Raw genomic sequence first — 12,501 nt, 5'->3', positions numbered from 1 at the left:
GCAAGCCGGATGATCGCCCGATGATTGTGCGCCCCGATCCAGATGCCCTGATGGCGGGCGAACTGGGCCAATGGCTTTCGGGCAAGCAGGGCGACCGGGTGGCAGCGAAGGCGCGCGCGGCGAAGATCCAGAAATGGGGCATCATCGCGGCCTGCGCGGTGGCCGCATTGATTGTCCTGTTCAGCGGCGACATCGGCGCGGCCGCCCAATTCGGCTTCTTCGTCGGCGCGGGCGGCTTTGGCATCGCCGAATGGTCGAAGCGCGGCGTCACCCGCACGATCAAGGGCGGGATCAACGGCGCGATTGCCCGCGCGCTCGATATGACCTTCACGGTCGAGGTCACCCCCGGCGCCGAATATACCCTTGCCCGTGAATTCGACATGCTGCCCTCGTTCGATAGGGAGAGCTTCGAGGACCTTTGGTGCGGAAAGCTCGGAAGCCAGCAGTTCCAGCTCTATCAGGCCAAGCTTGAGGAAAAGCGCAGCTCGGGCAAATCGACCCACTACGTTACCGTGTTCAATGGCTCGCTGATCACCATCGATTTCGCCCGCCGCTTTCAGGGCGTCACCCTGATCGAGCGCGCTGGCCGCCGCCGCAGCTTTTTCGGCCTGCTGGGCGACAAGGACGAGATCACGCTTGGCGGCATGGCCCTGTCGCGCATCGATCTGGTCGACCCGCGCTTTCAGGACCTGTTCGCCGTCTGGTCGAACGATCCGGTCGAATCGCGCTACCTTGTCCATCCCGAATATGTCGAACGCCTGCTGGCGATCGAGACGGCCTTTTCGGGCGAGAAAATCCGCGCGCTGTTCCACGGCGGGCAGATGCTGATCCTCGTCGAGACCGGCGACCTGTTCGAGAGCGGTGGGCTGGAAGCGGACAAGGACCGGATGTTGCTGGAACAGACCATCGACCAGTTCGGCACACTGGCCGAACTTGCCGTGCAGTTGAACGAACGCCCGCGCTGATCGCGCTGAAGCGGCGGAAATCCTTATGGACTGGACACACTGGACACAGTCCAGAGGGCAAGTGTCACCATTCGGGCAGAATGTGTCACCTTGCAGGCGAAAGGTGTCACCTTTCGATCGAACCAGCGCGCGCGGCGAAGAAGGACAAACTGGAGCCATGTCCCGATTCTGGCGCGGAACGCCTGATGTAGGACAGCAATTTCCGCTTTTCAGCTCAGCCGGTCGCGGAAGGCGTCCCATTCGAATCGCTTCACGCATTCCAGCAGGTCATTGTCACTGTCCCACAGCCAGATCGAGGGCAGCGGGACGCCGTTGAAGGTCGTGGTCTTGACCATCGAATAGTGCGCCTGATCGAGGAACGCGAAGCGTGCGCCTGGCTCGCAGGGCACCGGCAGACGGTAATCGCCGATCACGTCGCCGGCGAGGCATGACGGTCCGCCAAGACGGACCGCCCCGCCCTGACCTTCATCGACGATTCCGTCGTCTTCCACCGGCTGTTCGCCCAGCATCGCCGGCCGATAGGGCGCCTCGATCACGTCGGGCATATGGCAGGTGGCGGAGATGTCGGTGATGGCCACCGGCATGCCGTTCATCTGCACGTCGAGCACTTCGCCCACGAGGATGCCAGCGTCGAGCGCCACGGCCTCGCCCGGCTCGATATAGACCTGCGCGCCGGTATCTTCGGCCATGTCGATGAGGAACTGGACCAGTTCGTCGCGCTGGTAATCGGCGCGGGTGATGTGGTGGCCGCCGCCGATATTGATCCACGAAAACTCGCCAAAGTGCGGTTCGAGGAAATCGAACACCTTGTCCCACGTGCGTGCCAGCGGCTCGAAATCCTGCTCGCACAGGGTGTGCATGTGCAGGCCGTTGACCATGGCCATGTGCTCTTCGGTCAACTGGTCGATCGGGAAGCCCAGCCGCGAGTGCGGCGCGCAGGGATCATAGCGCGGCACTTCCCCCTCGGCGTGCAGCGGATTGATCCGCAGGCCGATATCGAAGTGCTGCCCCTGCGCGCGGGCAACCTCGATAATTGGCTGGAAACGCTCGATCTGGGCGGGCGAATTGAAGATGACGTGATCGGACAGCCGCAGGATCTCCGGCAGGTCCTCAGCCTTGTAGGCGGCGCAATAGGTGGTGATTTCGCCGTCATAGAATTCGGAGGCCAGCCGCGCTTCCCACAGGCCGGAGGTGCAAACCCCGTCGAGGTATTCGCCAACGATCGGCGCGGTCGACCACATCGAAAAGGCCTTGAGCGCAGCCAGCACTTTCGCGCCGGAACGCTCGCCAACATCGGCAAGAATGCGCAGATTCTCGCGCAGTTTTGCGGCATCGACGACGAAAGCGGGACTATCGACGCGATTGAGATCGAAGCGGGAAAAGGCGCCCGGATCGCCGGCTCTGGTTTCCATTTCAATTACCCCTGAATACCAAGGCCGCACCGGCAATGATCAATGCAAAGCCGGCAAGTTGAGTCAGGCCCGGCTTCTGTCCAAACATCACCCATGCCACGACCACGAAGCCAAGCAGCGAGAACACTTCCTGCATCGTTTTCAACTGTGCCAGCGTATAGACCTGTGCGCCCATCCGATTGGCAGGAACCGCGAGGCAATATTCAAACAGGGCAATGCCCCAGCTGATGGCAATGGCCGCCCAAAGCGCCCGTGAAGGGGCCTTGAGGTGGCCATACCACGCGACATTCATGAACAGGTTCGAACCTGCCAACAGCAGCGGCGGCAGGAGGAAGGCAGGGTTCATCAAAAGTCGACCGGCCCCGGCAGTTCCTTCACCTGCCACGGCAGGCCATGCTTGTTCAGCATGTCCATGAACGGGTCGGGGTCCATCTGCTCCATGTTGAACACGCCCTCACCCTTCCATGCGCCGGTCAGCATCATGGCCGCCCCGATCATGGCGGGCACGCCGGTGGTGTAGGAGATCGCCTGATTGCCGGTTTCGGCATAGGCGTCCTCATGGTCGCAGATCTGGTAGATGTAGAACGTCTTCTCGCCCGACCCATCAAGCGCCTCGCCGGTAGCGATGTCGCCGATGTTGGTCTTGCCCTTGGTCGTGGCGCCAAGCGTTTCGGGCTTGGGCAGCACGGCGGCGAGGAACTGCAACGGGACGATCTGCTGGCCCTGATATTCAATCGGTTCAATGCCGATCATGCCGACGTTCTTCAGCACGGTCAGGTGGTTGATATAGGCATCGCCGAAGGTCATCCAGAAGCGCGCGCGTTCCAGTTCGGGGATGAACCGGGCGAGGCTTTCCAGCTCCTCGTGGTACATCATGTACATGTTCTTGGGACCGACCGCGTCGAAGTCGAAGGCGACCTTCTTGGAGAGTGGCGGAGTTTCGACGAACGCGCCGTTCTCCCAATGCCGGGCATTGGCGGTCACTTCGCGGATGTTGATTTCCGGGTTGAAGTTCGTTGCAAACGCCTGCCCGTGATCGCCGCCGTTGCAGTCGAGAATGTCGAGCTGGCGGATGGTCTTCAGCTTGTGCTTCTTGAGCCACATGGCGAAGACGCTGGTCACGCCGGGGTCAAAACCCGAGCCGAGCAGCGCCATTATGCCGCGCTCCTTGAAGCGGTCGTGCATGTCCCACTGCCACTTGTATTCGAACTTGGCGACGTCCTTGGGCTCGTAGTTCGCGGTGTCGAGGTAATCGACTCCGGCGTTCAGGCAGGCCTCCATGATCGTCAGGTCCTGATACGGCAGCGCCAGGTTGACGACGAGCTTCGGTCCGATCTGCTGGATCAGCGCGGTCAGCGCGGGCACGTCCTCGGCGTCGATCGCATAGGTCGCGACGTCAACTCCGCAGCGCGCCTTGACCGATTCGGCGATGGCATCGCACTTGGCCTTTGTGCGGCTGGCCAGGTGAATCTCGCTGAAAATGTCGGGGTTGAATGCCATCTTGTGCACGCAAACCGAGCTTACGCCGCCCGCACCAATCACCAGAACCTTGCTCAAGACCCATCTCCTCTTGGGGGAAGCGAAGGGGCGTCATATAGATCGCTTCCATGACTTCTCAAGAACAACGGAGGCCCACCGCAGAGGGCGTGGCCCGCGCGGCGGCCAAGGTGGCGGCAATCCTGCCCGAAACGCCGCTGCTCGAACTGAGCCTGCGCGGCGTGACCGTGTGGTGCAAGGCGGAGTGCCTGCAGCCGATCGGCGCGTTCAAGATCAGGGGCGCGTGGCACCGGCTCAGCGACTTGACGGATGAGGAAAGGCTGCGCGGCGTGGTCGGCGTATCCAGCGGCAATCATGCACAGGGCGTCGCCTGGGCTGCGCGGCGGCTGGGGATCAAGGCGGCGATTGTCATGCCGGTCGATGCCCCGGCAGTGAAACTCGCCAACACCCGCGCGTTGGGGGCGGAGGTGGTGCTTTACGACCGCCCGGGCGGCGAGGACCGCGATGCCGTGGCCGAAAAGCTGTGCAGGGAACGCGGCGCGACGCTCGTCCACGCCTTTGCCGATCCGTGGGTGATCGAGGGGCAAGGATCGGCCGGGCTGGAACTGGCCGCCCAGATGGAGGCGCGCGGGCTCGGCGCGCCAACGCGGATCATCACGCCCTGCGGCGGCGGCGGTCTGGCGGCGGGCCTTGCGCTGGCCTGCCCCGGCGCGGAGATCGTGCCGGTCGAGCCTGAGGGCTGGGACGATGTGCGGCTCAGCCTTGAAGCGGGCGAGATCCTGCCGGTGCCCGATCCCTCGTTCCCCACCGCTTGCGATGCCTTGCAGACCCCCAGCACTCGCCCGATCAACTTTGCCGTGCTCAAGGGGCGCGTGCCCTTCGGCCTCTGCGTGACCGCAGCCGAAGTCCGCGCGGCGCAGCGGCTGGCGTTCAGCGAGCTGCGGGTGGTCGTCGAACCCGGCGGCGCGGCGGCGCTGGCGGCGGCGCTGGCGGGCAAGATCAGCCTCGACGGACGCACGGCGATCATCCTGTCTGGCGGAAACACCGACGCCGCCACTTTTGCCGAGGTGCTGGCAGGCACAAACTGAGTTGCAATTGACAATCGATTAGCCGCGCCGCAGTCTCCTCGCCAAGGGGCCGATTGGGGAGAAATGTCGATGCAAGCGCAATTGCTCGCGCCAGCCACGGTGCTGGTGCTCTGGACTTTCGTCATGCTGTTCTGGATGGCCGGCACCCGCCTTCCCGCCATGAAACAGATGGGCGGCGGACTCGGCAAGGCCAAGCCGGGCGGACGCGGTCAGGACCTTGAAGGCAAGCTGCCCGACAGCATCAACTGGAAGTCGCACAACCATACGCATCTGATGGAGCAGCCAACGCTGTTCTACGCCACGGTCGCGATCATCGCGATCCTGGGGCCGGTTGAGCATGATGTGTGGTTCGCCTGGGCCTATGTGGTTCTCAGGATCGCCCATTCGATCTGGCAGGCAACCGTGAACCGCGTTCCGATCCGCTTCGCGCTGTTCCTGCTGTCATCGATCTGCCTGCTGGTACTGGCGCTCCATGCGGCGAAACTGGCCTTCATAGGTTCATAAGGGGGAGAAGTACGATGGTTCTCGAAAACATGGAAATCCTGAAACCCGTCGTCGTTCTGGCGGGCTGGACGATGGTCATGTGGCTGTGGATGTACGCCACCCGCCTGCCGGCGATGACCGCGGCAAAGGTCAACCCGGACGATCTGGTCAAAGGATCGCCGAAGAAGACACTTGACGACGTGCTGCCGCACTCCGTCCAGTGGAAAGCGCACAATTACAACCACCTGCACGAAGCGCCGACCGTGTTCTACGCGATTGCTCTGGTGCTGGCGATCATCGGACAGGGCTCCGGCCTCAACGCGACAATTGCCTGGGCCTATGTCGGCCTGCGGGTGATCCACTCGCTGGTGCAGGTAACGATCAACAAGGTCGTGCTGCGTTTCAGCCTGTTCGCGCTATCCAGCCTGTGCCTGATGGCGCTGGTCCTGCACGCCGCGATCGCCGTCTTTCACTGATCCTTGATGAAATAGCTGGCCAGTTCCACGTGGGTTGACCACCGGAACTGGCCGACCGGGCGCACTTCGGCGAGCCGGTAGCCAGCCTCGACCAGCAAGGCCGCATCGCGCGACCAGCTGGACGGGTTGCAGCTGATATAGACTATCCGCCCGACCGTACCGGCGGCAACCAGCCGCTCCACCTGCTCACGCGCCCCGGCGCGGGGCGGATCGAGCAGGACGGCATCGAACTTGGCCAGTTCGTCCGCGAGCAGCGGGTTGCGGAACAGGTCGCGGTGCATGGCAAACAGCGGCAATTGCGCCCGTTCGGCCGCCGATTTGCACGCCTGGTGCAGATCGCGCGCGCCTTCCACGGCCAGTACCCGCGATCCCTGTTTGGCCAGTGCAAAGGCAAAGGTCCCCAGTCCCGAAAACAGGTCCGCCACATTCACCGCGCCTGCCAGCCATTCGCAGGCCGCGCCAACCAGGGCCACTTCACCATCGAAGGTAGCCTGCAGGAAGGCGCCCGTCGGCAGGTGCAGCTGTACGCCGCCCAGCATCACGGTGACCGGCTCAGGCTCCCAGATCGCTTCGGGGCCATAGCCCTGATCGAGCACGATACGCGCAAGGCCGTTATCCTTGGCGAAATCGAGAATCAGCTCGGTCGCGGCCAGCCCTTCGGCCTTCAAACTCTTGATGCCCAGATCGACGCCCTGATCGGTCATGGCAAATTCAATGTCGGCAGCCATGCGGGCGTGCACATGCTTGCCCTGTTTGTCCCTGTTAGCCTTGCGACCTTTGCTCGATTCGTTCTGCTGCTGCCCCAGCCGGATCAGCAGCTTGCGCAGCGGCACCAGCAGTTCGACGAATTCGGGCTGAATGACATGGCATTCTATCACTTCAACCAGCCGGTGCGACTTGGCCTCTCGGAAGCCGATCACCACGCGCCCGGCCGAGCTTTCGGCGCGTAGCGAGGCACGGCGGCGGCTGCCGGGCGGCGAAAGATGCGGCGGGGCAAACACCTCGGCGCCCAGTTCCTGACTGGTCGAGGCATTGGCCACCCGCGTTTCGACAAAATGGGCGAGCGATTCTTCATCCAACTGCTGCAACTGGCAGCCGCCGCACTGGCCGAAGTGGCGGCATGGCGGCGTAACGTGATGCGGCCCGGGTTCGATCGAGCCGTCCGCCAGCAGCATGTCACCCGGCGCAACGCCCCATGCGAAGCGGCCAGACGCGGTTATACCGTCGCCCTTGGCGGCGATGCGCAGGATCTCTTCGGCGGCGGGCGGGGTTTCGGTCGGGCTCACAGGCAGGCCGCGTAGGCCGCGCCCACGGATTCGGCAAGTTTTCCCGCCGTGAATGCCGCTCCCGCCAGCCGCGCCGCTTCGCCGTGAAGCCATACGCCTTCGCAGGCGGCCTCGAACGGAGCGACCCCGCTGGCGAGCCTGCTGGCGATGGTTCCGGCGAGCACGTCCCCGGTTCCGGCGGTCGATAGCCACGAAGACGCGCGGCGCGAAAAGGCGATCCGTCCATCGGGCCCGGCGATCACGCTGTCCGGCCCCTTGGCGACGATGACCATTCCGCTGACCTGCGCCAGAGCAAGCGCGCGGGCTGGCTTGCTGCCTTCGCCGGTGCAGCTGAATGCAATTTCAAGCGCGGCAAGCTCGCCCTCATGCGGGGTCGCAATCAGGGGATGTGTGCGCCCGGACACGAAACTCGGAAACAACAGCATCAAGGCATCGGCATCGAGGGCGGCGGGCACCGGCTGGGCCAGCACCTCGACCAGGGCATCGCGCGCGGCGGCATGGCGGCCAAGGCCCTGACCGACCAGCAGCGCGGACCAGCGTTTGTCAGCTAGCGAAGCGGTGAGCGCGCGCGGGTCGGCGACAATATCCACGGGCACGCCAGCGGGCACAGCGCCGAGCAACTTCACATAGCCCGCACCTGCGCCTTGCGCCGCCCGCGCCGCCAGCAGCGCCGCACCGGGCATCGCGCCCGCGACTACTCCAAGAAGCCCGCGCCGGTACTTGTGGGCATCGGCCGCCGGAGCCCTCAGGCGCGGTTGCTGGATCAGAATCGCCGCTTCGTCCACGCGGGCCACTCCGATCCCGACGAGGCGCAGATGGCCCATGATGGCAGCGGCCGGCATCAGGAAATGCGCCGGCTTCCAAGCGCCAAGCGATAGGGTGAGATCGAACTGCGGCAGGCCTTGGTTGAGAATTGCCCCGGAATCGCTGTCCACGCCGGAGGGGACGTCGATGGCGATACGATTAGCGTGGGTCGCTGCCAGCCGCGCGACGACGGCCATCAAGTCGTCCGACAATGCCCGCGTCAGGCCGCTACCAAACAGGCAATCGACGAATATCTCGCCTTTTGGCACGGCATCCGGCGGCAGAACCTGCCCGCCAAACAGCGCGCGGGCATTGCGCGCCGCATCGGTCTTGGGTTCGGTTGCGGCGATTACGGCAACCGCGCCACCGCGCTCCCGGATCGCCTCGGCAATCACATAGCCATCACCGCCGTTGTTGCCGGGGCCGCAGAGCACGGTCACAGGCCGCCCGGCAGCGATCCGCCAAACCCATTCCGCCGCACCGCGCCCGGCGATCTGCATGAGCGCATCCACGCTCGACCCGGCAGCAATCAGTGCCTCTTCCGCCGCGCGCATCTGCGCGACGGTCAGGACCTGATCAGGAACCACTTGCCGCAGGCTCCGGCGCGGCGGGGAAGCGATAACGATCACCTTCGACCCGCACTTCGAGTTCGCCGCCGACGCGCTGGGTGGCAACTTCCTTGTCGCCATCGGCTGTGGCGATTCGGGTGCCTCCATCGATCAGCACGAAGCGCCGGAAGCCGCCGTCGGGGTGGCGGACGATCCAGACCTCGCCCACGTCATCGCGCGATATGTCGCGGGTGCAGGTAAGGCCAAACGTTTTTGCCCCGGCAAGCGCGCAAGCGACGGAGGTGTCCTCGGGCGCGGCAGCCACTTCGGACTGGGCGGCAGTAGATGAACCAGCCTGCGCCTCCCCGCCACCCGAGCAGGCAGCGAGCAGGATCAGGGGCGAAAGGCAGGCGGCGCGCATCATGCGCGCACCAATCATGCCCCGCGCGCGCGCGTCAACTGCGAAACGTCGCGAATGGCGCCGCGCGCTGCGCTGGTGGTCATCGCGGCATAGGCCTGAAGGGCCACCGAAACCTTGCGTTTGCGCACTTCGACCGGTTTCCAGCCCTTCGCATCTTGCTCGGCGCGGCGGGCAGCAAGTTCTTCATCACTGACCAACAGGTTGATCGTGCGGCCGGGAATGTCGATCTCGATCGTGTCACCATTGCGGACGAGGCCAATATCGCCGCCTTCCGCCGCTTCGGGTGAGCAATGGCCGATCGACAGGCCCGAAGTGCCGCCAGAAAAGCGTCCGTCGGTCACCAGCGCGCAGGCGGCGCCCAGCCCCTTCGACTTGAGGTAACTTGTCGGGTAGAGCATTTCCTGCATGCCAGGGCCGCCCTTGGGCCCTTCGTAGCGGATCACCACGACATCGCCGGCAACAACCTGTCCGGTGAGGATCGCGGCCACCGACGCGTCCTGGCTTTCATAGACCTTGGCCGGGCCGGTGAACTTGAGGATCGAATCGTCGACGCCGGCCGTCTTCACGATGCATCCTTCGAGCGCGATATTGCCCGAGAGAACGGCCAAACCGCCATCCTGTGAGAACGCATGCTCTGCGGATCGGATAACGCCGTTCTCGCGGTCGGCATCGAGCGACTCCCAGCGGCGTGACTGGCTGAACGCAGTCTGCGTCGGCACCCCGCCAGGTGCGGCAAGGAAGAACTGCTGCACCGCCGGATCGTTGGTCCGCTTGATATCCCACCGGTTCAACGCATCGGCGAGCGTAGGGCTATGCACGGTCGGCAAGTCGGTGTGGATTAGCCCCGCACGGTCCAGTTCGCCGAGGATCGCCATGATGCCGCCGGCGCGGTGAACGTCTTCCATGTGGACGTCGCTCTTGGCGGGAGCGACCTTCGACAGGCACGGCACACCGCGCGACAGCCGGTCGATATCTGCCATGGTGAAATCGATCCCGCCTTCATAGGCGGCGGCGAGCAGGTGGAGCACGGTGTTGGTCGATCCGCCCATCGCGATGTCGAGGCTCATGGCATTCTCGAACGCCTTGAAGCTGGCGATATTGCGCGGCAGGGCGCTTTCGTCGTCCTGCTCGTACCAACGGCGGCACAGCTCGACCGCGGTGCGGCCGGCCTGCAGGAACAGTTCCTTGCGGTCCGAATGGGTGGCGAGCTGCGAGCCGTTGCCGGGCAGCGACAGCCCCAGCGCTTCGGTCAGGCAGTTCATCGAATTGGCGGTGAACATGCCCGAGCATGACCCGCAGGTCGGGCAGGCCGAGCGTTCGATCTTCGCCACGTCCTCATCGCTGACGCTATCATCGGCAGCCGCGACCATCGCATCGACGAGGTCGAGCGCCTTGACCTTGCCGTCGAGGATAACCTTGCCCGCTTCCATCGGCCCGCCCGAGACGAAAACCACTGGAATGTTAATCCGCAGCGCCGCCATCAGCATGCCCGGCGTGATCTTGTCGCAGTTGGAGATGCAGACCATGGCATCGGCGCAGTGGGCGTTGACCATGTATTCGACCGAATCGGCGATCAGGTCGCGGCTGGGTAGCGAATAGAGCATGCCGTCATGCCCCATGGCGATGCCATCATCGACCGCGATGGTATTGAATTCCTTGGCAACACCGCCTGACGCCTCGATCTCGCGAGCCACCATCTGGCCCAGATCCTTGAGGTGGACGTGGCCCGGGACGAACTGGGTGAAGCTGTTCACCACGGCGATGATAGGCTTGCCGAAGTCCGAATCCTTCATCCCCGTCGCACGCCACAGCCCCCTTGCCCCGGCCATGTTGCGGCCGTGAGTGGATGTGCGTGAACGGTATGCGGGCATGGGTGCGACCTCTGGATTCTTTACTGACAAGCTTGAAAGCGAGGCGGTGGCCTAGCGCAGAGCGGAGTGACAGTCGAAAGTAATATTTGAGACGATTTCGGCGGAAATCAGCCGCCTAGCTCGATCGCCACGCGGTTCGCTATGCGCGATAGCCGTTCCGCCCAGAGCGCCTGTCCCGCCGCATCGGCGATCTGATCCTGCCGCACTTCAATACCCAGATAGGGCCGCCCGTCTGCCTCGGCATGGCGGTTCATCGTGTAGTTAAGCAGTTGGCCGGAATAGGGCTGCTGGTCGCCGACGGTCAGACCTTCGGCCTCAAGCATCGGGATCGCCAGCTGCGCGGCGCGGTCGTCCTGATTGTACAGCACGCCGACCTGCCATGGTCGGACTTCCTCGGGATGGGATGAAAGATGCGGCGTAAAGCTGTGTAATGACAGAATAAGCCCTTGCGGGTTTTCATCGAGCAACGCTGCCAACGCGCGGTGATAGGGGTGGAAGAACCGCTCCAGCCGGTCGAGATGCCCGGCATGGTCGATGGCATTGCCCGGGATCGCGTGGCCGTCGCTGGCAATGGGCACGACCCCCGGCGCGTGTTCTTCGCGGTTAACGTCGCAGACCAGCCGGCTGACCGTCGCCTGAAACGCCGCCACGCCGGGGCGCTGGGCCATCAGTTCACCAACTTCGCGCACGCCGATGTCGACGGCGATGTGCTGGTCTAGCAGGTCCGGTGCGATACCGAGGTCAATGCCGTCCGGAACATGGTTCGAGGCGTGGTCGGACACCACAAGGATGCCGCCAAACCGCGGCGTGCCGATGATGCGCCAGGGGGCGTCCTTCATCGCAGGTGCCCCGACAGCTGCCACCAGTCCGGATGGCTCAGTGCAATAGATTCGGCGGCTTGCGTCATGGCGTCATCGGAGTCGAACAGCGCGAAACAGGTCGCTCCTGAACCCGACATGCGGACGAGCCAGGCCGGGGTGGACCGCAGCGCGGTGAGGACTGCGGCAATGACCGGGCAGAGCGCGATCGCCGGGGATTCGAGGTCGTTGCGGCCATTCAGCGCCACTTCGCGCAGCTTGCCAATGGGCAAAGGCCCACGATCAACGCCGTCCCAGGCCTTGAAAACCGGCCCAGTCGCCAGCGGAACGCGCGGATTGACGAGCAGCACCGGTGTGCCTGCCAGATCGTTGGCGACCGGTTCCAGTTCAGTTCCCGTTCCGCGCCCGATGCAGGCCACCGAGGCTACGCAGGCCGGCACATCGGCACCAAGTTTTGCCGCGCGGGCGTGCCAGTCGTTGGGCAAGCCGTATTCACGTCCGACCAACCGGAACAGCGCCCCGGCATCTGCCGATCCACCGCCCAGCCCGGCGGCGACCGGCAGGTTCTTTTCCAGCGTTACTGCCCAGCCATCGGCGCGCGGCAAGGCGTTAAGCGCCTGCATCACGATGTTACCAAAAGGATCAGTAAGTTGGGAGGCAAACTGACCAACCATTCTGAATTGATCGCGAGATGAACGGCTGACCGAAACAGTGTCCCCAGCGTCGACAAAGGCGAACACCGTTTCCAGCTCGTGATAGCCATCCTCGCGCCGCTTGCGGGCATGCAGCGCGAGGTTGATCTTGGCGTAGGCGGTTTCGATCACCGGAGCGG

At 64.2% G+C, this 12,501-nt stretch carries 13 protein-coding genes; 4 read left to right on the top strand and 9 right to left on the bottom strand.

Annotated elements, in window-relative coordinates; translation table 11 throughout:
- Window positions 1-20: 20 nt before the first annotated feature.
- Window positions 21-965, top strand: a complete 945-nt coding sequence (locus tag RMO89_RS06315) for a DUF3137 domain-containing protein (RefSeq protein ID WP_310531912.1) — start codon at window positions 21-23, stop codon at window positions 963-965.
- A 209-nt stretch (window positions 966-1,174) separates the two neighbouring features.
- On the opposite strand, the gene RMO89_RS06310 is transcribed toward RMO89_RS06315, so the two are convergent.
- The 3 genes from RMO89_RS06310 to RMO89_RS06300 are packed head-to-tail and all read right to left on the bottom strand — an operon-like array spanning window position 1,175 to window position 3,934.
- Entirely contained in the window at window positions 1,175-2,377 is a 1,203-nt protein-coding gene (locus tag RMO89_RS06310; RefSeq protein WP_310531910.1) for a carboxynorspermidine decarboxylase, read from the bottom strand.
- A gap of 1 nt (window position 2,378) precedes the next feature.
- Window positions 2,379-2,723, bottom strand: coding sequence for a DMT family protein (locus RMO89_RS06305; RefSeq protein ID WP_310531909.1), 345 nt, complete (start codon window positions 2,721-2,723; stop codon window positions 2,379-2,381).
- Complete coding sequence (locus RMO89_RS06300; RefSeq protein ID WP_310531907.1) at window positions 2,723-3,934, bottom strand: saccharopine dehydrogenase family protein; 1,212 nt, start codon at window positions 3,932-3,934, stop codon at window positions 2,723-2,725. The genes RMO89_RS06305 and RMO89_RS06300 overlap by 1 nt, the downstream gene beginning before the upstream one ends.
- 50 nt (window positions 3,935-3,984) lie before the next feature.
- Between RMO89_RS06300 and RMO89_RS06295 the strand changes: the two genes are divergently transcribed.
- The 3 genes from RMO89_RS06295 to RMO89_RS06285 all read left to right on the top strand — a co-directional run bounded on the left by RMO89_RS06295 (window position 3,985) and on the right by RMO89_RS06285 (window position 5,921).
- Window positions 3,985-4,962: a pyridoxal-phosphate dependent enzyme gene (locus RMO89_RS06295; protein ID WP_310531906.1), complete on the top strand. Its 978-nt coding sequence runs from the start codon at window positions 3,985-3,987 to the stop codon at window positions 4,960-4,962.
- A 69-nt stretch (window positions 4,963-5,031) separates the two neighbouring features.
- Window positions 5,032-5,466: an MAPEG family protein gene (locus RMO89_RS06290; protein ID WP_310532042.1), complete on the top strand. Its 435-nt coding sequence runs from the start codon at window positions 5,032-5,034 to the stop codon at window positions 5,464-5,466.
- 14 nt (window positions 5,467-5,480) lie between these two features.
- The gene (locus tag RMO89_RS06285) at window positions 5,481-5,921 is read left to right on the top strand and encodes an MAPEG family protein (protein WP_310531905.1); all 441 of its coding nucleotides are present in this window, start codon (window positions 5,481-5,483) and stop codon (window positions 5,919-5,921) included.
- Here the strand turns inward: RMO89_RS06285 and RMO89_RS06280 are convergent.
- From RMO89_RS06280 to RMO89_RS06255, 6 genes are all read right to left on the bottom strand, one after another.
- A complete protein-coding gene (locus tag RMO89_RS06280) occupies window positions 5,915-7,207 on the bottom strand; it encodes a class I SAM-dependent RNA methyltransferase (RefSeq protein WP_310531904.1) in 1,293 nt (430 codons plus the stop codon). The genes RMO89_RS06285 and RMO89_RS06280 overlap by 7 nt on opposite strands.
- A complete protein-coding gene (locus tag RMO89_RS06275; protein WP_310531902.1) occupies window positions 7,204-8,598 on the bottom strand; it encodes an NAD(P)H-hydrate epimerase in 1,395 nt (464 codons plus the stop codon). The genes RMO89_RS06280 and RMO89_RS06275 overlap by 4 nt, the downstream gene beginning before the upstream one ends.
- Window positions 8,588-8,983: a hypothetical protein gene (locus tag RMO89_RS06270; protein WP_310531900.1), complete on the bottom strand. Its 396-nt coding sequence runs from the start codon at window positions 8,981-8,983 to the stop codon at window positions 8,588-8,590. Before RMO89_RS06270 ends, RMO89_RS06275 begins: the two co-directional genes overlap by 11 nt.
- A gap of 11 nt (window positions 8,984-8,994) precedes the next feature.
- The gene (gene ilvD / locus RMO89_RS06265) at window positions 8,995-10,851 is read right to left on the bottom strand and encodes a dihydroxy-acid dehydratase (protein ID WP_310531898.1); all 1,857 of its coding nucleotides are present in this window, start codon (window positions 10,849-10,851) and stop codon (window positions 8,995-8,997) included.
- Between the two features lie 107 nt (window positions 10,852-10,958).
- Complete coding sequence (locus RMO89_RS06260) at window positions 10,959-11,690, bottom strand: N-formylglutamate amidohydrolase (RefSeq protein WP_310531896.1); 732 nt, start codon at window positions 11,688-11,690, stop codon at window positions 10,959-10,961.
- Window positions 11,687-12,493, bottom strand: coding sequence for a 4-(cytidine 5'-diphospho)-2-C-methyl-D-erythritol kinase (locus RMO89_RS06255; RefSeq protein WP_310531894.1), 807 nt, complete (start codon window positions 12,491-12,493; stop codon window positions 11,687-11,689). The genes RMO89_RS06260 and RMO89_RS06255 overlap by 4 nt, the downstream gene beginning before the upstream one ends.
- Window positions 12,494-12,501: the final 8 nt, after the last annotated feature.

Source organism: Novosphingobium sp., from assembly GCF_031424035.1.
In the GTDB taxonomy this organism is placed as follows: Bacteria; Pseudomonadota; Alphaproteobacteria; order Sphingomonadales; family Sphingomonadaceae; genus Novosphingobium.
Note: the sequence above shows the minus strand (reverse complement) of the source record. Positions and strands in the feature narration are given on the sequence as shown.